Origin of the sequence: Streptomyces sp. Sge12 (assembly GCF_002080455.1) — a bacterium.
Taxonomy (GTDB): Bacteria; Actinomycetota; Actinomycetes; order Streptomycetales; family Streptomycetaceae; genus Streptomyces.
Window position 1 is genome coordinate 4011994 of sequence record NZ_CP020555.1, and the last position, 20642, is coordinate 4032635.

Sequence of the window (20642 nt, forward strand, 5' to 3'; positions counted from 1 at the left end):
TGGCGGCCTGTTTCGCCGCTTCCTGGGCTGCCCTGCGTCGCGCGGCCCGGCCCTCCGTGGGCGCGGACGGCGCGACCGCGGTCACGCGACGGCCTTGCCCACCACCGGGGCGAGCCCCACCGAGCGCTCCACCGCGCCCGCGTCCCCGCACCGCACGAGCCAGTTGGCGAGCATCCGGTGCCCCCACTCGGTCAGCACGGACTCGGGGTGGAACTGCACACCCTCGACGTCGTGCTCCCGGTGGCGCAGGCCCATGATGATCCCGTCCTCGGTCCGCGCCGTGACCTCCAGCGCGTCGGGCAGCGTGCCGGGCTCGGCGGCGAGGGAGTGGTAGCGGGTGGCGGTGAACGGCGACGGCAGTCCCTCGAACACTCCGAGGCCCTCGTGCAGCACGGGCGAGGTCTTGCCGTGCAGCAGCTCCGGCGCCCGGCCCACGACGCCGCCGTAGGCGACCGCCATCGACTGCATGCCGAGGCAGACGCCGAAGACGGGGACGGCCGTCCGCGCGCAGTGGCGGACCATGTCGATGCAGACGCCCGCCTCCTCCGGCGTTCCGGGGCCGGGGGACAGCAGCACGCCGTCGAAGCCGTCCTGCGCGTGCGCGAGCCCGACCTCGTCGTTGCGCAGCACCTCGCATTCGGCGCCGAGCTGGTAGAGGTACTGGACCAGGTTGAAGACAAAGCTGTCGTAGTTGTCCACAACCAGAATGCGCGCGCTCACGGAGTGGCTCCCGATCCCTCGTCCACCGTCACATCGTTGAACGGAAGCAGCGGCTCGGCCCACGGGAAGACGTACTGGAACAGTACGAAGACCACCGCGAGGACCAGTACGAGCGAGATCAGCGCGCGTACCCACGCGTTTCCCGGCAGGTGCCGCCAGATCCAGCCGTACATGCCCGCCCGATTCCTTTTCGTCCACGTTCGTTCAACGCACCGCGGGGGCGGTACGCGAACAGACTAAAGGCAGCGGCCCGAAAGGGTGGGTCACCCGGACAAACCCTCCGGCCGGCCCCGGTCCGCGCTGCGCGTCCCGGTCAGCTCCGCCCAGACGACCAGCCGGTGGCTGTGTCCCCATTCCGGGTCGCAGGTCGTCAGCGTCAGATAGCGGCCGGGCGCCGTGAACGGCGATTTCTCGGGGACCGGGTCGACGACGGCGACGTCGGTGGGCAGGGTGCGCAGGGGGCCGCCGCGGACGGTGTACGTGTACCAGGTGCTCGCGTCCTTGAGGATCACCTCGTCGCCCGGACGCAGGTCCGGGAAGTCCTTGAAGGGGTCCCCGTAGGTGCGCCGGTGTCCTGCCACCGAGAAGTTGCCGACGGCGCCGAGGCCGGCGGTGGCGGCGTAGTGGCCCAGGCCCTTCTTCAGCAGTTCGGGGTCCGTGCCCTCCAGGACCGGCTTGACCCAGTCCCGGCCGAAGCGCGGAACGTACATCTCGGCGAAGGCCCGGCCGGCGGGCTGGCGCTCGGGCCCGGGCCCGGCCTGGGGCGCCGGGGCGGGGGCGGTGGGCGGTGCGGGGGCGGGAGCCGGGGCGGGGGCGGGGGCCGCCGCCCAGCGGTCGCGCATCCGGTCCATCTCCCCGTCCATGGCCCGGTCGGCCTTGACCCCGGTCCACAGCAGGACGTAGGCGACGAAGAGCACGATCAGGGTGCCCGCCGTCAGGCACACCTCGCTGAACGTCCGTACCACCAGGCGCAGTACGACGTCAGGACGGACCCGATCACGGGGTGGGCGCCACCGGCTTCGCATAGTGGAGGTCCACTGTGCCGGAGTACCCGGGAAGTGTCAGCGCCTTGTGCTCGTCCACTTTCCAGCCGAGCCCGTACGCGTTCACGTACAGCTGGTAGTTCTGCAGGGCCGGGGAGGCGGCGAGGGCCTTCTTCATCGCGGCCGGGTCGCCGACGGCGGAGATCTTGTACGGCGGCGAGTAGACCCGGCCCTGGAGGATCAGGGTGTTGCCCACGCAGCGGACCGCGCTGGTGGAGATCAGCCGCTGGTCCATGACCTGGATGCCCTCGGCACCGCCCTGCCAGAGGGCGTTGACCACGGCCTGCAGGTCCTGCTGGTGGATCACCAGGTCGTTGGGCTGCGGTTCGGGCACGTTGGGGATGCGGGCGGTGGCGTTCGGCGGGGCGTCGTTGAGGGTGACCGTCAGGCCCTTGCCGGTCAGCTCCTCGGTGCCGGAGGCCGCGCGCAGGGCGGCCAGCTTGGCGTCCTCCGCCTTGGTGCTGCCGTCGTCACGGTCGGCGAGGGCGTCCACCCGGCCGCGTGCCGCCGCGGTGCTCTGCTCCAGCGCCGCGTTGTCCTGGCTGCGCTCCTTGATGAGGTCCGACAGCTTCAGGAGTGATGCATCCGTCCGGATGTTCGTACCCTTGGAGGTGTTGAAACTGGTGACGAAGAGCAGCCCGGCCAGGGCGAAGACGGCGGCCGTCAGCAGCCGGACCGGTCTGGCCCGGCGACGGGGACCCGCGGAGGAGTCGTCGGAATTGCTCAACGTACCCTTCTCCTTCAACGCCACAGGTCCACTACGCTAACGGACGCCCGGGGCAGGCAAGGTCCCCAGCGCATCGACAGGAGAGCCCCTCGTGCCGAAGTCACGTATCCGCAAGAAGGACGACTACACGCCGCCGCCCACGCGGCAGCCGCAGAGCATCCGGCTCACGAATCGCAGCTGGGTCGCTCCGGTCATGCTGGCGTTCTTCCTGATCGGACTCGCGTGGATCGTCGTTTTCTACGTGACCGAGACCCAGCTGCCGATCGAGGCGCTGGGCAATTGGAACATTGTGGTTGGTTTCGGCTTTATCGCTGCCGGATTCGGCGTATCCACGCAGTGGAAGTAGCACCCCACAGCCCCTGATGGAAGCTCTCCCCATGAGTTATCCACAGCGTCATCCACACCTGAGGAAAAGACAGAAGATCTGTGGATAACTCTGTGGAGAGTTGACGCCGGTGTGATCAGGTGAGTTCCGCGGTGCGGGCCAGGATCACCGTCGCGGCCAGCAGGAACGTCACCGCGCAGGTGCCCCACTGGACGAGTGCGCGATTCCTGCCGGCGGCAGGCATGAGCATGCCCAGACCCACCAGCGCACCGGTGACCAGGCCGCCCACATGGGCCTGCCAGGACACGCTGAGCGCACCGCCGAGCGGTACGAAGGTCAGCACGAGCATCAGCACGACCATGACGATCACCGGCCGCATCTCGTACCGCAGCCGCTTCGCCAGCACGACGGTGGCGCCGAGCAGGCCGAAGACGGCACCAGAGGCGCCGAGGGTCGGGACGTACGGCTCGGTCAGCAGATAGACGAGCGCGCTGCCGCCCAGGCCCGAGAGCAGGAAGACCGCGAGGTAGCGGACCCGGCCGAGCGCCGCCTCCAGCGGGCCGCCGATCACCCACAGGGCGATCATGTTGCCGATGATGTGCCACCACTCCAGGTGCAGGAACACCGAGGTCAGCAGCCGGTGGTACTCGCCTGTGGAAACTCCGTGGATCGGGCCGCCGAGGTACTCCCGGTACCGGCCGATCAGCTCCAGCTGGATCGCGAGCGCCGGGTCGGAGAGCGCCACGAGGAACACCAGCACATTGATCCCGATGAGGATCTTGGTCATCAGGTGGGGGTCGGCGGCGACCACCCCGCCCGCGACGGTGCGCGGCGCGTTCGCGGTCGGCCGGTGCCCGGTGCCGGAGCCCTCGCGGACGCATTCGGGGCACTGGAAGCCCACCGAGGCGCTGATCATGCACTCGGGGCAGATGGGGCGCTCGCAGCGGGTGCAGCGGATCCCCGTGTCGCGGTCCGGGTGGCGGTAGCAGCCCGGCAGACGGTCGGTGTCCATCGGTTCCCTCGATCAGCGGCGAGGCAGGGGGGCGCCCCGCCGGTCCCGTACGTATCCAGTACGGACGGGCGGGGCCGAAAGGTTCCCGGGAGCGGGGCCGGGGCACGGGCCGGGGACCGGCCCGGAGGACCGGTGGGTCAGCGCCGCTCGACGACCACGGACTGGATGATCACGTCGTCCAGCGGGCGCTCGGTGCGCGGGTTGGTGGCACTGCCGGCGATCGCGTCCACGACCTTCTGGCTGGCCGGGTCGGCGACCTCGCCGAAGATGGTGTGCTTGCGCGTCAGCCAGGCGGTGGGTGCGACCGTGATGAAGAACTGCGAGCCGTTGGTGCCCGGGCCCGCGTTGGCCATCGCGAGCAGGTACGGCTTGGTGAAGGCCAGGTCGGGGTGGAACTCGTCCGCGAAGCGGTAGCCCGGACCGCCGGTGCCGTTGCCCAGCGGGTCGCCGCCCTGGATCATGAAGCCGCTGATGACGCGGTGGAAGACGGTGCCGTCGTACAGCGGGTCCGTGGTCTTCTGGCCGTCGGTGGGCCGGGTCCACTCGCGGGCGCCCGTGGCCAGCTCGACGAAGTTCCGGACGGTCTTCGGAGCGAAGTTCTCCAGCAGCTCGACCACGATGTCGCCGTGGGTCGTCTTCAGGGTGGCGTAGAGCTTCTCGGCCACGGATCTGCCTTCCATAGTCATCACTGTCGGTCCAGATGGTCGCACGGAGCGCTCCGCGGCACTGAAATCGTCCACCCGTATGCCCTGTCACGCATGCCTGTCCGCGATATGGCAGGCATGATCCGTCAAAGGGTGGAAAGGTGAACTGTGTCCGCCACCGAGGAGGAGGATCCCGTGACCGGCAAGGAGAGCATGCGCCTGGCAGCCGAGAGTGCCAGGGAGAGTGTGCGTCACGCGACGGAAGTGGTGGCACCGTACGCGGAATCCGCCAGGGACGCCGCGGTGCACTACGCCCAGGAAGCGAACGAGCGGCTGGCACCCAAGGTGTCGTACGCGGCGAGCAGCGCCGCCCAGCACGCCCGTTCGACGTACGACTGCCACCTGCATCCCCGGCTCAAGGCGGCGCGGGCCCATGTCCCGCCCCCCGTCGACCGCGCGGCGACACAGGCAGCACGGGCGGCGCGGCAGGCCGCCGACTACACGCAGCCGAAGATCGAGAGCGCGATCGCGGCCGCCACCCCGATGGCGGAGGAGGCCGCGTCACGTTCGACGGCCGCCTTCGCCGCGCTCCGCGGCCAGGTGACGGCCAAGGAGGTGCAGAAGCTGGTGCGGCGTCATCAACGGCGCGAGCGCAACGGCAAGATCCTGCGCGGGGCCGCCCTGGTCGGCGTACTGGCGTGTGCCGCCTATGCGGCGTGGAGGTGGTGGGACCAGCAGTCGAATCCGGACTGGCTCGTCGAACCGCCGGCGGCCACCGAGCTGTCGGCACGCGACGCGGCGCCGGCTAGCTTCGACGACGAGCTGGCGGAGAAGGAGCGCGAGGCCGGGTCCGGCCCGGAGGACAAGCAGCTCTGATCGGCGCACGCGAAGGGGCCCGGATCCGTTCACCAGGATCCGGGCCCCTTCGCGTCGCCGTGGTCCGCGCGCGGCCCTCAGCCGGGGAGGGTGAGGAGCATGCCCGGGCGGACGAGGTCGGGGTTGGCGCCGACGACCCCCCGGTTCATGGCGTAGAGCTCGCGCCAGCGGGCCTCGTTGCCCAGCTCGGTGCGGGCGATCGACGGGAGCGAGTCGCCGGCCTTGACCGTGTACGTGCGCTTCCTGGCGGTGGGCCCGGGCTTGGCCACGGGGGCAGCCGGTACCGCCTTGTGCGCGGCCGAATGGGGTGTGGGCGTGTGCAGGGCGCCCGGCGCGGTCGCGGAGGAGGGCCCGGGCTTCGGCATCGCGGCGGGCCGCGGCGGCGCGGGCACGGCCTTGTGCGCGGCGGACCCGGGGGTCGGGGTCGCGGGGGCCGGGGTGGCGGGGCCTCGCTTGGGCGGCGCCGCAGCCGCCATGCGCTCGGCGGCGGCCCGGGTGGCCGAGGCGGCGTCGGCCGCCGAGCCCGCGGAAGGCCTCCCCGCCTCCCCGGCTGCCTGCTGCTGCGCGTGCTCCTTCTCGGCACCACCCGGCGCCTTCTTCTTTTCGTATTTCAGGAAGTCGAAGAGTCCCATGTCTGTACGCCTCCGGCGTGAGGGTGCCCCCTGATATCGATACCTCCCTCCACTGTCCTGCACCGGGCGCCGCACGGCCCTGCGACGGGGCTGTCCGGGGGACGCCGGTGCAGGGCGCACGCCGCCACCGGGCCGGGAACACGACGGGAACGGACCGGGAAGGTGCGGCACCACCCTCGTGAGACACGATGGAGGAGATTTCTGTGATCATCAGACAGGCCGCGGAGCGGGTAGTGCTGGTCAGGCCCGGGCCCGGGCTCGTGAGCGCCGCGATCGTGGCAGGCCTGGACATCTGGGTGGTGACGGACCCCGAACCCCGGCCGGGGGACGCCCGCATGCCCCCGGAGCTACCGCCCCAGCGCCTCCTGCGGGTGGACTTCGATGACGCGGCCGCGCTGCGCGCCCTGCTGACGGACACCGTCCTCACGCACGGGATCGGGCAGATCCTCCACCTCGCGAGCGATCTCGAACGGGGTCTCGGCCGCGGGTCCGCGGCCGCCGCCGAGGAAGTGGTGCGGGAACTCTCCGGGAGCCGCGGGAAGCCGGCGGGCCGGCTGCCGGACGCGGTGGCGGTCCGGCGCATCCTCAATCAGAGCCGGACCTCGGCCGTTCGCGCCGAGGAGGCGCGGACGGTCGGCGAGGCGTGCTCGCTGGCGGAGGACTTCCCGCTGCCCGTGGTCATCAAATCAGCCGACAAGAGCGGGTGTTGGTGGACCGTTGCGGTCCGCGACCGTCCCGAACTCGCCCGGTGGGCCGAACAGGCCGTCACCGCACGGCACTCGGCGCCGTATCTCGTCGAAGAGCTGCTGACCGGAGCCAAGTTCCGGGTGGAGACGCTGACGGTCGACGGAATGCACCTGGTGGCCGACATCGCACCCCAGGGAACGGCGGCTCCGCTGCACGACGCGGAGCAGGCCGGCATCCGCGCGACGGTACGGGCCCTGCTGGATCTGGCCGGGTACGAATCGGGCACCACACGGACGGACGTGCTGGTCAGCGCCCGGGGATCACGTATCGCGGCGGCCATGGAGCCGGACCGGGAACAGGCCGGTACCGACCGCTCCCGCACCGCGGCGGCGGGCGGTATCGAGAGGGGAACGGACCGGTAAGGGACTCGGCCACTCTTTGTCCTGTCGAGAGCGGCCACCGCACCACACGGGAGCCGCACCGGGTACACACCAGGGGGTTCCACACATGCGCAGCAAGCTGGCTGGACTGATCGGGATCATCGCCGCGGCTCTGGCGTTCGGAGTCGGTGTGACGGTCAGCAGCCCGGCGGACGCCGGTCAGCCCTCCGGCTACCAGGTCCTGGCGGACGACAAGGGCCCCGGGGTCGCCTCCCCCGCCCCCACCCCGGCCCCGTCCCGCCGCTAGACCTGCCGCCTGCCGCGCGCCACACGCACGTGCCCCGCACCGGATTCCGGTGCGGGGCACGTGCGCGTACGGGGTCAGTAGGTCCGGCGGTGCGCCGGCAGGCCCATGAAATCGAATAACCCCTCGGCGGCCGTACGGTGTCCGGCCGCGGCCGCGGCATCCCCGAGCGCCTCGGCCGCCTGGGCGAGGCCCACCAGCGCGGACGCCTCCTCGGCGCGGAAGCTCATCGGCGCCGCGATCTTGTGGGCATGGGCGTGCAGGGCCAGCGCCACCTCGTGCTCACCCCACAGCATGTGGAGCTGCCCCAGGACGTTCTCGACCTTGGCGAGCCGGATGGGGGCGCCGCTGGTGCGGCCGAGGACCAGGGAGCGCTCGGCGAACGCGCGGGCCTGCGGGCCGTCGCCCCGCTCGTGCGCGACCTGGGCGGACAGCGCGAGCACCAGGGCCACGTCACCCGGTGACCTGGTCTCGTCGCACAGGTCGCGGGCGCGCTTGAGGCTGGCGTCCGCGTCCGTGTACTCGCCGAGCCCCACCTGCGCGAAGGCCAGATCGGCCAGGGCCATGATCTCGTTGCTGCGGTAGCCGAGGTCGCGGTCGATCTCGATCGCCCGGCGGGCCGCCTCGGCCGCCTCCGGATAGCGGCCCCACCGCTCGTACAGCGTGCTGAGGGTGGTCAGGCCCTCCGACTCCGCGCGCGGGTTGCCAAGTTCCCGGGCCGCCGCCACCGAACGCTCCAGGAGGGGGAGCGCCTCCCCGTACCTCCCGAGCATCGACAGCAGCAGCCCGATGGTCGATTCGCTGTTCGCCTCGGTGTGCCGGTCCCCGGCGCGGCCCGCGGTGGCGCGCGCCTCCCGGGCCACCTCCAGCCCCTCCTCGAAGCGGCCGAGCTTCCAGCAGGCCGCGCCCAGATTGGCCAGGCTGATGCCGAGGAGCGCCGGATCGTCGAGCCGGCGGGCGGCGGCGACCGCGAGGTGCCCGACGCTCCAGAACTCGTCGAGCTGCCCGTGCGCGTGCAGGTGGAAGCCGATGTTGCGGCTCAGACAGGCCGCGTAGCGGTCGTGGCCGGACCGCTCGGCGAGCGACACGGCCGCCAGAAGTCCCACCTGTTCCCGGTCGAACCAGTTGACGGCCTGCTCGGCGTCCCGGAAGTGCGGCCGCTCCCCCTGGTACGGCGGGATGCCGGTGGGGCGGCTCTCACGGCCGGGGAACAGCACCTCGCAGGCCGCGTCCGAGGTCGTCATGTAGTAGCCGAGCAGCCGCTCGACCGCCTCCGCGTCGTCCTCGGCCGTCGCCGAGCCCCGCAGGCTCTGGGCGAAGCTGCGCACCAGGTCGTGGAAGGTGTACAGACCGATGTCGGGCTGCTGGACCAGGTGGACGTCGAGCAGGAACTCCAGGGCGTCCTCGGCGTCGCGGACGGCCGTACCGAGCAGCGCCGCCGCCGAGTAGACGTCGGTGCCGGCGCACGGGTACAGGCTGAGGATGCGGAACGCGGTCCGGTACTCCTCGTCCATCGCCAGGTAGGACAGCCGCAGGGTCGCCGCGACGCTGCGCTCGCCCGAACTGAGCTCGTCCATCCGGCGCTTCTCGTCGCGCAGCCGCTCGACCAGGTAACGCACCGTCCAGCGCGGCCTGTTGCGCAGCCGGGCCGTCGCGATCCGCAGGGCCAGCGGCAGGTGCCCGCACAGCTCCGCCAGTTCGGCGGAGGCCGCCGGCTCGGCGGCCACCCGGGTCGCGCCGAGGGTCTCGGCCATCAGACTGGTGCTGTCCTCGGGCTCCATCATCCCGATGGACACCCACTCGACGCCGTCCAGGTCCAGCAGCCGCCCCCGGCTCGTGATCAGGGCCAGAGAGCCGGGCGAGGCCGGCAGCAGGGGCCTGATCTGCGCCGCGTCGACCGCGTTGTCGAACAGGAGCAGCATCCGCCGGCCGTCCAGCTTCGACCGCCACAGGGCGGTGCGCCCCTCCAGGTCCTCGGGGATCCGGTCGCCCGGCGTGCCGAGGGTCCGCAGCAGGCTGTCGAGCGCGGCGGCCGGTGTCACCGGCGCCCGGCCCGGGGTGAATCCGTGCAGGTCGATGTGGAGCTGCCCGTCGGGATACCGGCCGGCCAGCCGGTGCGCGGCACGCACGGCCAGGGTGGTCTTGCCCATGCCGCCCATGCCGTCGATGGCCACGATCCGGGCGTACCGGTCGCCGCCCCGGCCCTCGTCCTGCACGTAGTCGAAGAGCTCGGCCAGTTCCTTGGCGCGGCCGGTGAAGTCGGGCAGGTCGTAGGGCAGGGTGCACGGGGCGTCGGCCGGCGCGGCCGGCGTTCCCGGCTCTTCCCGTACCGTTCCCGCCGGAACCGAGCCCGGAGCCGGAGCCTGGTCCGGAGCCGGAGCCGGGGCCGAGCCCGGAGCGGGAGCCTCTGGAGCGCTCTCCGAAACCGGCGGCGCGGGCAGGACCGGCTCGGGCTCCTGCGGTACGGGAGCCACCGGCTCGGGAGCCGCAGGTACGGGCAGGACGGCCACCGGCACCGGGACCGGCACCGGCGCGGGCCGTTCGGGCGCGGCCAGCTCGGGGCTGTCCCGCAGGATCGCCTCGTACAGCCTGGCCAGCCGGGGCCCCGGATCGATCCCGAGCTCGTCCACGAGCAGCTCGCGGACCTCCCCGTACTCCCTGAGCGCCTCGGCCTGCCGCCCGGACCGGTACAGGGCGAGCATCAACTGCCCGCGCAGCGTCTCCCGCAGCGGGTGCTGGGTGATCAGGGCCCGCAGGCCCGAGATGAGCTCACCGCTCTCGCCCAGGGCGAGGCACAGGTCGAACAGCTGCTCCGCGGCGGCCAGTCGGCGCTCCTCGAGCGCGGTCGCCGCGGCCTCGATCACCGGTCCGCCCGCCCCGGACAGCACCGAGCCGCGCCACAGCGCGAGGGCGGCCCGCAGCGCGTCGGCGGCCGCGGCCTGCCCGCCCTCCCGCACGGCCAGGGCGGCCGCCCTGGTCAGGGTGTCGAACTCCAGCAGGTCGAGCTGCTCGTCCGTCACCACCACGCGGTATCCCGGCCCGTCGGTGGCGATCACCGCACTGCCGGTGGGTATCCGCCGCCGCAGATCGGCGACGGCCTTGCGGACCTGGTGCGCCGCGGTCACCGGCGGGTCCTTCTCCCACGTCGCCTCGACGAGCCGTGCGACGGGCACCACCCGGCCGGCTTCGAGCAGCAACATGCACAGGACCCGTTCCTGGATGGCTCCCCCCAGCCTCAGCCGTACGTCGTCGATCCATCCTTCGAGCGATCCGAGCACGTTGAAGCGCAGCTTGCCCCCCACAGGAGCCCCGCTTCGTCTCTCCCCGGATTCCGCATCCGCCCCCGGCATCGGACATCCACCCCCAATGAACAAGACCCCTGGCCAGGTCATGCCAACCGGATCATAGGGGTTACCCCTAGCAGGCGGTAAGCATCCGGTAGCAGATCAGGAAGGGCGACACAGACAGTTCATGGGCAGCCCGGAGCAGGCGGCACACGGAGCGAGTACCGAAGGAGCAGGCTGTGGGAAGACTGGAGAGACCACTGGCCCCCGATGCCGGACCAGTCACCGCGTTCGCCCGGGAGTTGCGCAGGCTGCGGACGGCGGCGGGCAGTCCCGGCTACCGTGACATGGCCACACGTGCCATGTTCTCCGCGTCCGTGCTCTCCGACGCGGCCGCCGGATACCGCCTCCCCACCCTCCAGGTGGCCCTCGCCTTCGCCGAGGCCTGCGGCGGCGACCGCGCCAGCTGGGAGCGCCGCTGGCACGAGGCGGCGCGCGCCGAGGGCGACGACGGAACGGCCCGCCCGGCCGTCAAGGCCGTACAGCAGCACCAGGAGAACGAGCTGCGCGCCGCCGACGTGCGCGCCGTGCTGCCCCCGCCGTCCCAGCTGCCGATGGAGGCTCAGCCCCTGGTCGGACGGCGTGAGGTGCTCCAGCGGGCGCGGGCACTGACCGCCCCCTCCTACGGCGAACAGCGCGCCGCGGCCCCCCTGGTGATCAGCGGACAGGTCGGCGTCGGCAAGACGGCCTTCGCCCTGCGGCTCGCCCACGAACTCGCCGTGAACCTGCCCGACGGACAGCTCTACGCGAACCTGGACCCGGCCGCGGACGGACGCAAGGACGCCGCCGGAATAGCGGGCGGTTTCCTGGAGGCGCTCGGTATCCCCACCGACCGGATCCCGAACGATCCCGGCCAGAGAATTGGCCTGTACCGATCGCTGCTCAACCGGCGCAGGGTGCTCGTCGTCCTGGACGGTGTCCAGCACGAGCGCCAGATTCGGGAACTTCTTGTCGCGGCGCCCGAGAGCCGCATCATCATCACCAGTCGCTCGCGGCTGCTGGGGCTCGACGGAATTGGCCGAATCCGGCTCCCCGCACTGGACCGGGACGAGTCGATGGAGCTGCTCGCCCGGATCCTGGGATCGGACCGGGTCGGTGCCGAGCCGCGGGCCTGCCTGCGTCTCGCCGACGCCTGCGGGGACCTGCCGCTGGCCCTCAACCTGGCGGGCCGGCGCATCGCGGCCCGGCCCGAGTGGATGCTCCAGGACTCCGTGGCCGAGCTGCTCGGCGACGGGCAGGACGGGCCCGGCGCCCCGCGGGATCCCGGCCGCTTCCTGGCCCGGCTCCAGGTCGGGGACGACGCGCTGAGCAGCCGCCTCGACAGCGCCTACCGGTTGCTGACCCCCTGGGCCCGCCTGATGCTGCGCCAGTTCGCCGGCTCCGAGAACCCGCCCTCCGTCGACAACGTGGTCTACGAGTCCACGGACGCGCTCGCCATGCTGGTCGAGCGGTCCGCGCAGCCGGTGGAGGACCTGCTCGAACGGCTCCTCGACGCGGGACTGCTCGACCACTCGGACCTGCCCGGGCAGTACGGGCTGACGCCGATGGCCCGGGCGTACGCGCTGACCCAGCCGGACCCGACGGAGGAGGACCCGGCGCCCGCGGCGGCGCGGGGCCAGGTGCCCGCACGGCAGTCGAGGTAGTCCGGCCGCATCGCGGAGGCCGCCGATCGGGGCGCAAGGGGTGGGCGAGGGCTCGCCCCCGCACCCGGCGGGCGGCCTTTCGGCTGTCCGCGGCCCGGTGCTCGGCAGCCCGGCTGTCGGCAGCCCCGGGGCCTGCGGCCCCGGGACCCGCGGTCTCACGCCCGGTGGGTGATCGTGACGTACAGGTGCTCGTCGAGGACCTTGGCCAGCGACACCGCCGGCCGGCCGAGCTCGGCGCACAGGTCCGCCTCCGGAATGCCGCCGGCCGCCTCCAGCGCGGCGCGCGCCCAGGTCCGGCCGAGCTCCAGGTGGCGGGCGAAGGCGGCCCGGTCCCTGCTCCCGTACAGCCGCTGCGCGATGGCCGCGTCCCACGGCATGACCGTGTCGGGCCGCAGTGCGTACAGGGCCTTGGACGCGGCGGTCGGGCCGAGGCTGCGGCGGCCGATCGGCAGCGCCGCCAGCTCCTCGTAGGCGCCGGCCAGCCGGGAGATGTCCCGTGCGGTGAGCCGGGCGAGCGGTGCGTCCGCCAGGGTGTGCCGCCGCCACCAGGCCGCGAGCTCCGTCCCGAACCTGTCGGGCTCGCCCTCGCGCGGGTAACGGATGCGGCAGCCCCAGGAGTTGAGCCAGCGGTGCAGGGCGGTGCGGTGCTCGGCGCGCGCGAGGTCCAGGGCGGATCCGGTGTCCGCGCGCAGGGCCAGCCAGCTCCGGTCCACGCCCGGGAAGCCGTTGAACACCTCGTCCGAGGAACGCAGTTCGGCCAGGGACGGCGCCGGCGGAAGCGGCGGCGCGGCCGGCGGGTCGAGGTGCGCGCGGGCGACCTTGGCGGGCACCACCATCCGCCAGGCCTCGATGACCAGCTCCGTCAGCTCGTCCTGGTCCAGGGCCCCCAGGTGGGCCTCGACCCAGTTGAAGCGCAGATCGGACTCCCGGGGCAGGAAGAACTTCGCCGGCTCGGCGGCGACGAGCGCCGCGCGTTCCTCCTTGGGGAAGGCGAAGCCCAGTTCGCTCTCGTCGCGGGAGAGGGCCAGATAGACGATGCTGCCGATCCGGAACTTCACCCGGTCGCGGATCAGGTGCTCCTGCGTCCTCGGCAGGCTCAGCGCGAGCCGCCGTACGTCGTCCACCGTTGCCACTGCCTGCTCCCTCACCTCCGGCCGCCGGCTCACAGGCCCGCGAGCTGCGGGGTGTGGACGTCCAGCGGTGGTCCGTCGAGCGCACCGAGGCCGATCAGCGACGGACTCCTGCCGATCAGCCGGTCGGCGAGCGACCGCGCGATGAGCGGCGCGAACTTGAAGGATGTGCCACCGCACGCCGCGTACGCGAATCCCGCGCCGCCGAGGGCGACCAGCAGCGGGCCGCCGGTCTCGGCGAAGGACGAGTAGTAGGCGTCTTTGGCCGCGGTGACCCAGGCCGGGCCGAAGCCGGGCAGGATGTCCCCGAACTCCTTCTCCAGCTTGCGCTGCCAGTACGGGTCGGTGGCGTAGTCGGTGATCCCGTCCACCGCCCGGCAGGCGGTCGCCGAGGTGAGCTTGAGGGCCGTGCCCGCCACCGGCGGTATCAGCCAGGCCCCGCCCTCGGTGCCCAGGGCCGGTATGGCCGGAGTCGCCGCCCAGGCCTGCGACTGCTGCCGGGGCACGCGGCAGTAGAGGAGGGACTGCCGGTACAGGGTCAGCCGCTCGGAGATGCTCGGCGGGAGCAGGTCCCGGGACCAGGGGCCCACGGCCATCAGCACCGCGTCGCTGCGCAGCACCCGCCCGTCCACCAGCCGTACGCTGCCGCTCTCGCCGTCGACGGCGGTCACGGCCCGGTGCTCGATCAGCTCGATGCCCCGCTGCCACTTCAGCCAGCCGACGCAGGCGGCGAGGACCCGCTCGGCGAGCAGTACGCCCGCCTGGTCCTCCAGTACCGCGCCGAGGCCGCCGCCCACGTGCAGGTGCGGATAGCGGTCGGCCAGTCCGGCCGCCGTGAGCGCTCTGGCGCTGCCCCCGGCGTCCTCCAGCATCGCCGCCGCGTCCGTGGCCGCCGCGGGCGGCAGCACGGTGAGCGAGCCGACCTGCTCGTAGAACCGCGTCAGGAACAGCTCCTCCAGTTCGACCCAGCGGCGGTGCGCCCGCAGTGCGGCCGCGGTGGTCCGCGGGTCCGCGGGGTGCAGGGCCCGCAGGATCCGGTGCTGGTCGAAAGAGGTGGCTCTGCTGTGCGGGATGGGGCCCTGGTCCACGATCGTGACCCGGTGTCCGTCGAGCACGCATTCGACCGCCGTGAGCAGGGCGATCACTCCGCCGCCCACTACTGTCACCCTCGCCGACATCACACACCTCCCTTCCGTTTTCGTTGGGCCGACAGGTCAGCTGTCGAGGACGATCGTGGTCAGCGCGGACGCCTTGGCGAGGGACTCCTCGCAGCTCAGGACGGTGTCGCCGGCGCAGATGAGGTTGGCGTACCGGCTGAGGTAGCCCTCGGGCGGCAGCAGCAGCGTGGCGCCCGGCGCCACCATCACGTTCGTCTCCAGCAGCCCCGGTACGTCCGCGGTGGCGGGTACGTCGACCGAGCGGACGGTGCCGTTCTCCGGCGGGTACAGGAAGCGGATCCCCACGGTGCGGGACTCGGTCGGGGCCCACTCGGGGCGGACGCCGGCGGCCACTTCGGCGGCCAGCTCCCCGGGCTCCACACCGGTGGCGAGGCTGCCGAGGTAGGGGATGAGGTCACCGCCGAGGCGGGCGTTCACCTCGATGATCACCGGGCCGCGGGTGGTGAGCTTCACCTCGGTGTGCGTGATCCCGTGGCCGATGCCCAGTTCCCGGTGGGCGTCGCGGAGGATGCCCAGCAGTTCCTCGTCGGCGAGGAGCGGGTCGGTGGCGCTGACCACGTGCCCGGTCTCCTCGAAGTAGGGCGCGAGACCCACTTCCTTGTGCGCGAGGAAGAGGGGGGTCCAGGCTCCGTCGAAGACCAGTCCGTCGATGCTGATCTCGGGGCCCATGACGCACTCTTCGACCAGCACCCCGCCCTCGTAGTCGCTGTTCCCGCCGCGGCTGGCGGCGTCCGCGACCTCGAAGGCCGCACGCACCCCGGCCGCGTCGTCGACCCGGATGACGCCGATGCTCGCGCCCATGCCGCGGGGCTTGAGGACCACGGGGTAGCCGAAGGAGTCGGCCGTGGCGAGGGCCGACTCGGCGTCGGTCACGTAGGCGAAGTGCGGCTGGGGCAGTCCGGCGGCGGTCAGCAGCTGCCGGGTGTTGTGCTTGTTGCGGCAGTTGTCGGCGCCCCGGGAGGTCAGACCGGGCAGTCCGAGCCGCTCGGCGATCAGGGCGGTGGTGACCACGAGCGTCTCGTCGTAGCTGAACACGCCCACCACGCGGTGCTCGGCGGCCACCGCCTCGGCGGCCCTGATCAGTCCCTCGGTGTCGGGCACGAGGCGTTCGCGGTCGAGCAGTTCCACCGTGGTGGAGCCGAGTACGTACTGCTCCTGCCAGGTCGGGTCCACCGCGTCCAGGATCCAGATCGGGCGGCGCCGGGCGGCGCCCGCGAGCAGGTACTCGCGGTAGGCCCGCTGTCCGCTGCCGACCAGGATCACCACGCCGTCATCGGTCGTCTTGGCGTATTCCGTCATCTTCGTCACCTCGCGGAGTGGGTCAGGACCCGGTCCCCGGCCGTCGCGATCGCCGCGAGCTGCGGCTGGGCGATGGCCAGGTAGTCGGGGGTGGACAGGGCCACGGAACGGTCCAGGCGGGCCGCGTTGAAATAGATCTCTTCGGTGAGGATCAGGCTCTCGTCGACGACGAGGTGCAGATCGGGGTGGAAGCTGAGCGGCATCACCGTGCCGCAGACGCTGCCGGCCAGGCGCTCGGCGATCTCGGGCGTGGCGAATGCCGTCCGCCCGCCGCCGAACAGGGCGGCGACCGCCTCCAGGTCGACCTGGCGGTCTCCGGGAACCACCGCGAGCACGTACTTGCCGACCCGCTTGGTGATGCTGACGCGGACGATGATGCACTTGGCGGCCTGGTCCAGCGGGTGGCCGCGCAGGACGCTGGCCAGGTCGGTGCGGCCTTCTGCCGCGTGGTCGATCAGCCGGTACCGGGCCCGAGCGCTGTCGAGCAGGTCGATCAACCGCTGGTACATCAGAGCACCTCGCCGACGTAGTGCCAGTCCTCGGGATTGATCAGTCCGAAGGGGTTGACCGGAGCCACGCCCTTCAGGTTGTTGGCCACTTCCAGCAGCCGGAAGGGGAAGTTGGGCATCCAGATCACCGGGACCTGCTGCGCCATGTAGTCCTGGTAGGCGTACAGGTCCTCCAGGTCGTCGCTGACCACGGTGCGCGCGATCAGCTCGTCGGCCTTCGGGTCGCTGTAGCTGCCGAAGTTCACCGAGGAGCCGGTCGAGTAGAGCGCCTCACCGGTCGGGTAGAAGCCGGGACCGTAGCCCCAGCCGCCGTTCCAGTCGCTGAACTCCCACAGGCAGGGGCTGTCGGGTCCGGGGGTGCAGGTGGTGTCCTCCAGGACCAGGACGCTCGCCTCGACCTCGGTCAGCACGATCTCGATGCCGGCCTCGGCGGCGTCGGCGGCGAACTTGCGCATGACCGCGGTCAGCGTCTCGTGTCCCTGGGCGTACCGCATCGAGAACCGCAGCGGGGTGCCGGCCGGGATGCCCTCGCCCGCCTCTCCTGCTCCGGTGCCCTCGCGGACGCACAGCGCCGGGGTGGAGCTGGTGTCCCAGCCGTTCTCGGTCAGGAGGGCACGGGCCCTCTCGACGTCGAAGGGGTACGGGTCCTCGTGCGCGGCGGGCGAGAGCAGCGGGCTGTCGGGCAGGGCCGGGATCGGTCCGGTGGTCGGGTAGCCGTAGCCCTTGTAGACGTCGCGGATGGCGCCCCGGGAGTCGAGGCAGGACTGGAGGGCCTGGCGGAAGTAGAGCTGCTTGAAGATCTTTCCGGCAACGGTGGGGTTGTTGAAGTTGATGGGGAAGTAATGGATTTTGTAAGTGAGCTGGGGAACGAGGTCGTAGTGCTCGCCGAGCGGGTTGGGCCCGCCGAGCACCGGGTCCTCGGCCGGCTCGGTGACCTCGTCGAAGGGCAGGAAGCCGATCTGTACGCCGTCCAGGGCCTCGGGGCCGCGGCGGAGCATCTCGTACTGCTCGGTGTCCGAGCCGGTCGGCACCAGCCGGAATTCGTCCAGGTAGGGCTTGTTGGGACCCGAGTAGCTCTCGTTGGGTACCAGAACGGCCTCGCCGGAGACTCCGTCGATCGTGTAACTGCTCAGCTTCCAAGGTCCGTTGACAACACTCCAGACGGGGCTGGTGTCCCAGCTCTTGCGCTCGTCGTTGCAGGCCCGCAGGTAGGCGTAGACCGCGGAGGCCTGCGCCGGGTCGTGGGTGGCGTCGGCCGGCCGGTCGTCGCCGGTGCGGTCCCAGGCCCTGGGCAGCGGGGTGATGGTGCTGAACTGGTTCATCAGAACCCAGTTGTGCGAGTAGGCGCGGTCGAAGGTGAAGCTCACCTTGTCCTCGGCGACCTTCTCGTAGCCGGCCAGGTTGTCGGGGAAGAAGCCCGGCGTGTAGCCGCCGAAGCTCTCCTTCTCGGCCTCCAGGAGGTGCATCCACAGCATCACGTTGTCGGCGTTGACCGTCTCGCCGTTCGACCACGCGTAGGGCTTGATCGTGATCGTCGCCGTGCGGCCGTCCTCGCTCCACTGCGGGGGCTCGGCGAGGCTGCGCTCGTAGTCGACCGTCGGCTGGCCACCGGTGCCGTACCAGTACAGCGGCCGGTACATCAGGGTCTGGAACTCGTGCAGGTTGGCCACCCCGTAGTACTCGCCCGGGGTGAAGGGGAAGATGAAGACCGGGCTGAAGCCGCTGGTGCAGGCCCAGGTCACGCTGCCCCCGCGGAGCGGGGTGGTGGGCGGGGTCATGTCCTTACCTCCTCCAGTGCGGATTCACCGCTGTCCGAGTGGGCTCCGTAGCGCTCCCAGCGCTCGTTGAGCCGGATCCGTCCGTCGTCCAGGAACTCGGGGGTGCTCCAGCACCGCCCGGCGATCACCTCGCCGTCGGCGAGGACCATCGTGTAGGCGAATTCGAGGTTCCCGTCGGACTCCACGCGCCCGTTCAGCGAGCCCCGGCGGACCGGGCCCCCGTCGAAGTCGGCCCAGAGCAGGTCGCCTTCCTGGCGGTAGTGGCCGATGGGGGCGTCCTCGCCCGCCGGGTAACCGGTGTTGCGGAAACTTCTGCCGTCGTAATCGATCACGGGCGTCGTATCTCCTGAGTGATGCATTTGACCGCGCCACCGGCCTTCAGCAGTTCGGACATGTCCACGCCGTGCGGCTCGAAGCCGCGGGCGCGCAGCTCGTCGATCAGGTGGGTGGCCGTCTCCGTCACGACCACGTTCAGTCCGTCGCTCACCGCGTTCAGGCCGAAGGCGTCGGCGTCCTGGCGGGTGGCGAGGATCGCGTCCGGGTACAGCTCGCGCAGCACGGCCCGGCTCTCCTCGGAGAAGGCCTCGGGGTAGTACGCCACCAGGTCCTCGTCGAGGACGAACAGCGCGGTGTCCAGGTGGTAGAAGCGGGGGTCGGTCAGGGTCAGGCCGACCACCGGCAGGCCGAAGAACTCACGGAGCTCCTCGTGCGCGCCGGGGTCGCTGCGGAATCCCGCGCCGGCCAGGATCCGCCGGCCGGCCGGGGCGAAGTCGCCCTCGCCCTCGTTGACGTACTGCGGGACACGGATGTCGGTGTAGCCGCGGGCCTCGAACCAGGCCCGGTGGGCGTCCGCCTCGGCGGCGCGCTCCTGGTGGCGGAACTTCGCGATCAGCACCTTGCCGTCGACCACGGTGGCGCCGTTGGCGGAGAACACCATGTCCGGCAGGCCGGGGACCGGGTCGATGAAGGAGACCTCGTGCCCGAACCCGAGGTACAGGTCCCGGATGCGCTCCCACTGGGCGAGCGCCAGGTCGGCGTCCATCGGCTTGTCGGGGTTCATCCACGGGTTGATCGCGTAGGCCACCTCGAAGTGGGTCGGCCGGCACATCAGGTAGTGCCGCTTGGTGGCCGTGCGCCGCGGGGTCTCAGCCATGCTCCGGCCTCATCTCGGTGCGGATGCGGCCGGCCGCGACGTGCGCGGTGGTCAGCGCCTCCGTCAGGGAGGTGCCGGTGGCGCCGATGAAACCGAGGATGTTGTTGCCCGCCGGCGGACGCTTGATGACGGTCCCCGCCGTGGCCGTGATCTTGAGGAAGAACAGCGCGGGATCCTCGGCCACCTCGGTCGGCACCTCGATGGACTCGACCGTTCCCGCCCCGCTGATCAGGCACATCGCGGCGGTGTGCACTCCCGTCGGCGCGTAGTGCGAGACGTCCGGCTCGGTGCCCCGGGCCACGTCCACCACGCACCGGATGGGGTCGTGACCGGCGCTGATCCGCGCCATGTGGTCGAGCCCGCCGCCGCCGGGGCGGATCGCTATCTCCAGGATGAAGGGCCGGCCCTGGTGGAACCTCACCTCGGCGTGCAGCACGGACCGGCGCAGCCCCTGCGCGTGGGCCGCGTCCCGGACCACCTCGTGGACCGCGGCGATCTGCTCGGGGGTCAGGGAGCTCGGCGCGTGGTGGACGTCGTCGTCGAAGGTCCCGCTCTCGACGGTGATCCGGTCCACGATGGAGCCGAGGTACACCTCGTCGTCCCAGGCCAGCGCCTCGATGAGGTGCTCGTGGCCGTCGAGGTAGCCCTCGACGATGATCCCGTTCGGGCCCAGGTCCAGTCCGTCGGCCTCCATCAGGGCCCAGGTCATGGTCTCGATGCCCGCGGTGGCGTCCGCGAAGCGGGCCCGCATCTCCTCGGGGTCGTCGACCTTGAACACGAAGTTGCTCGCGGCACCCAGGGTGGGCTTCAGGATCAGCGGGTAGCCGAGCTCCTCACCGGCCGTCAGGGCGGCCTCGACGTCGGGGGCGTAGCGGAAACCGGGGTGCGCCGCGCTGCCGCGCTCGTGGGCCTGGCGCATCAGGTACTTGTTGCGGCTGGTGCGGGCGGCCTCGAGGCCGATGCTCGGCAGGCCGAGCGCCTCGGCGACGACGGCCACCGTGACGACCCCGGACTCCGAGAAGGTCAGGACCCCCTCGAACTCCTCCTCCGCGTGCCAGACCTTGGCGGCCGTGACGATGTCCTCGATGTGCTTGGAGCCGGCGATCCGGTAGCGGTCCGCGTCCCAGAAGTCCTCCGTGCCGATTCCGTTGAGGACGTGGACGTCGGCCCCGAGGGCCTCGAGCTGCTGGTAGCGCGAGACGTAGTAGGTGGCGTTCTGGCTGGCTTCGATCGCGAGCAGCTTCATCTGTGCCGACCC

General features: G+C 71.8%; 21 protein-coding genes. 5 read left to right on the top strand and 16 right to left on the bottom strand.

Features of this window, described 5'->3' with window-relative positions:
• Nucleotides 1-81: 81 nt before the first annotated feature.
• The 4 genes from B6R96_RS17885 to B6R96_RS17895 form a co-directional block, all read right to left on the bottom strand.
• The gene (locus B6R96_RS17885) at nt 82-720 is read right to left on the bottom strand and encodes an aminodeoxychorismate/anthranilate synthase component II (RefSeq protein WP_030383878.1); all 639 of its coding nucleotides are present in this window, start codon (nt 718-720) and stop codon (nt 82-84) included.
• Complete coding sequence (locus tag B6R96_RS37705) at nt 717-893, bottom strand: hypothetical protein (RefSeq protein ID WP_030011120.1); 177 nt, start codon at nt 891-893, stop codon at nt 717-719. The genes B6R96_RS17885 and B6R96_RS37705 overlap by 4 nt, the downstream gene beginning before the upstream one ends.
• Nucleotides 894-983: 90 nt before the next feature.
• Nucleotides 984-1745 (bottom strand): class E sortase, encoded by a 762-nt coding sequence (locus tag B6R96_RS17890; protein WP_081522949.1) that lies wholly within the window; start codon nt 1743-1745, stop codon nt 984-986.
• Nucleotides 1717-2490 (bottom strand): DUF881 domain-containing protein, encoded by a 774-nt coding sequence (locus tag B6R96_RS17895; protein ID WP_053167405.1) that lies wholly within the window; start codon nt 2488-2490, stop codon nt 1717-1719. Before B6R96_RS17895 ends, B6R96_RS17890 begins: the two co-directional genes overlap by 29 nt.
• A gap of 91 nt (nt 2491-2581) precedes the next feature.
• On the opposite strand from B6R96_RS17895, the gene crgA reads away from it, so the two are divergent.
• Nucleotides 2582-2836, top strand: coding sequence for a cell division protein CrgA (gene crgA / locus B6R96_RS17900; protein WP_030383881.1), 255 nt, complete (start codon nt 2582-2584; stop codon nt 2834-2836).
• Between the two features lie 115 nt (nt 2837-2951).
• On the opposite strand, the gene B6R96_RS17905 is transcribed toward crgA, so the two are convergent.
• Both B6R96_RS17905 and B6R96_RS17910 read right to left on the bottom strand, forming a co-directional pair.
• Nucleotides 2952-3827: a rhomboid family intramembrane serine protease gene (locus tag B6R96_RS17905; protein WP_053701218.1), complete on the bottom strand. Its 876-nt coding sequence runs from the start codon at nt 3825-3827 to the stop codon at nt 2952-2954.
• Between the two features lie 137 nt (nt 3828-3964).
• Nucleotides 3965-4492: a peptidylprolyl isomerase gene (locus B6R96_RS17910; RefSeq protein ID WP_030383883.1), complete on the bottom strand. Its 528-nt coding sequence runs from the start codon at nt 4490-4492 to the stop codon at nt 3965-3967.
• 147 nt (nt 4493-4639) lie between these two features.
• Here B6R96_RS17910 and B6R96_RS17915 point away from each other — a divergent pair, with 147 nt between their 5' ends.
• A complete protein-coding gene (locus tag B6R96_RS17915; RefSeq protein WP_107084750.1) occupies nt 4640-5347 on the top strand; it encodes a DUF5324 family protein in 708 nt (235 codons plus the stop codon).
• 77 nt (nt 5348-5424) lie between these two features.
• Here B6R96_RS17915 and B6R96_RS17920 read toward each other — a convergent pair whose 3' ends face one another.
• The gene (locus tag B6R96_RS17920; protein WP_081522950.1) at nt 5425-5979 is read right to left on the bottom strand and encodes a LysM peptidoglycan-binding domain-containing protein; all 555 of its coding nucleotides are present in this window, start codon (nt 5977-5979) and stop codon (nt 5425-5427) included.
• 203 nt (nt 5980-6182) lie between these two features.
• On the opposite strand from B6R96_RS17920, the gene B6R96_RS17925 reads away from it, so the two are divergent.
• Both B6R96_RS17925 and B6R96_RS17930 read left to right on the top strand, forming a co-directional pair.
• Nucleotides 6183-7088: a hypothetical protein gene (locus B6R96_RS17925; protein ID WP_081522951.1), complete on the top strand. Its 906-nt coding sequence runs from the start codon at nt 6183-6185 to the stop codon at nt 7086-7088.
• 85 nt (nt 7089-7173) lie between these two features.
• The gene (locus B6R96_RS17930; protein ID WP_030383887.1) at nt 7174-7353 is read left to right on the top strand and encodes a hypothetical protein; all 180 of its coding nucleotides are present in this window, start codon (nt 7174-7176) and stop codon (nt 7351-7353) included.
• Between the two features lie 74 nt (nt 7354-7427).
• On the opposite strand, the gene B6R96_RS17935 is transcribed toward B6R96_RS17930, so the two are convergent.
• Nucleotides 7428-10700, bottom strand: a complete 3273-nt coding sequence (locus B6R96_RS17935) for an AfsR/SARP family transcriptional regulator (RefSeq protein ID WP_107475536.1) — start codon at nt 10698-10700, stop codon at nt 7428-7430.
• 173 nt (nt 10701-10873) lie between these two features.
• Between B6R96_RS17935 and B6R96_RS17940 the strand changes: the two genes are divergently transcribed.
• Nucleotides 10874-12337 (top strand): NB-ARC domain-containing protein, encoded by a 1464-nt coding sequence (locus B6R96_RS17940; RefSeq protein WP_107470012.1) that lies wholly within the window; start codon nt 10874-10876, stop codon nt 12335-12337.
• Between the two features lie 155 nt (nt 12338-12492).
• On the opposite strand, the gene B6R96_RS17945 is transcribed toward B6R96_RS17940, so the two are convergent.
• From B6R96_RS17945 to B6R96_RS17980, 8 genes are read right to left on the bottom strand one after another with little or no spacing between them, the layout of a single operon-like run.
• Nucleotides 12493-13470 carry an MmcQ/YjbR family DNA-binding protein gene (locus tag B6R96_RS17945; protein WP_081522952.1) on the bottom strand — a complete coding sequence of 326 codons (978 nt, stop codon included), beginning with the start codon at nt 13468-13470 and terminating at the stop codon, nt 12493-12495.
• Nucleotides 13471-13499: 29 nt separating this feature from the next.
• Complete coding sequence (locus tag B6R96_RS17950) at nt 13500-14645, bottom strand: NAD(P)/FAD-dependent oxidoreductase (protein ID WP_053701223.1); 1146 nt, start codon at nt 14643-14645, stop codon at nt 13500-13502.
• 36 nt (nt 14646-14681) lie between these two features.
• Nucleotides 14682-15944 (bottom strand): ATP-grasp domain-containing protein, encoded by a 1263-nt coding sequence (locus B6R96_RS17955; RefSeq protein ID WP_081525143.1) that lies wholly within the window; start codon nt 15942-15944, stop codon nt 14682-14684.
• Nucleotides 15945-15949: 5 nt separating this feature from the next.
• Nucleotides 15950-16453 (bottom strand): YbaK/EbsC family protein, encoded by a 504-nt coding sequence (locus tag B6R96_RS17960; protein ID WP_030383893.1) that lies wholly within the window; start codon nt 16451-16453, stop codon nt 15950-15952.
• Nucleotides 16453-18231, bottom strand: coding sequence for an ABC transporter substrate-binding protein (locus tag B6R96_RS17965; RefSeq protein ID WP_081522953.1), 1779 nt, complete (start codon nt 18229-18231; stop codon nt 16453-16455). The genes B6R96_RS17960 and B6R96_RS17965 overlap by 1 nt, the downstream gene beginning before the upstream one ends.
• Nucleotides 18228-18563 (bottom strand): hypothetical protein, encoded by a 336-nt coding sequence (locus B6R96_RS17970; protein WP_030383895.1) that lies wholly within the window; start codon nt 18561-18563, stop codon nt 18228-18230. Before B6R96_RS17970 ends, B6R96_RS17965 begins: the two co-directional genes overlap by 4 nt.
• A complete protein-coding gene (gene ddaH / locus B6R96_RS17975; RefSeq protein ID WP_030383896.1) occupies nt 18560-19384 on the bottom strand; it encodes a dimethylargininase in 825 nt (274 codons plus the stop codon). The genes B6R96_RS17970 and ddaH overlap by 4 nt, the downstream gene beginning before the upstream one ends.
• Entirely contained in the window at nt 19377-20630 is a 1254-nt protein-coding gene (locus tag B6R96_RS17980) for an ATP-grasp domain-containing protein (RefSeq protein WP_081522954.1), read from the bottom strand. Before B6R96_RS17980 ends, ddaH begins: the two co-directional genes overlap by 8 nt.
• Nucleotides 20631-20642 lie beyond the last annotated feature (12 nt).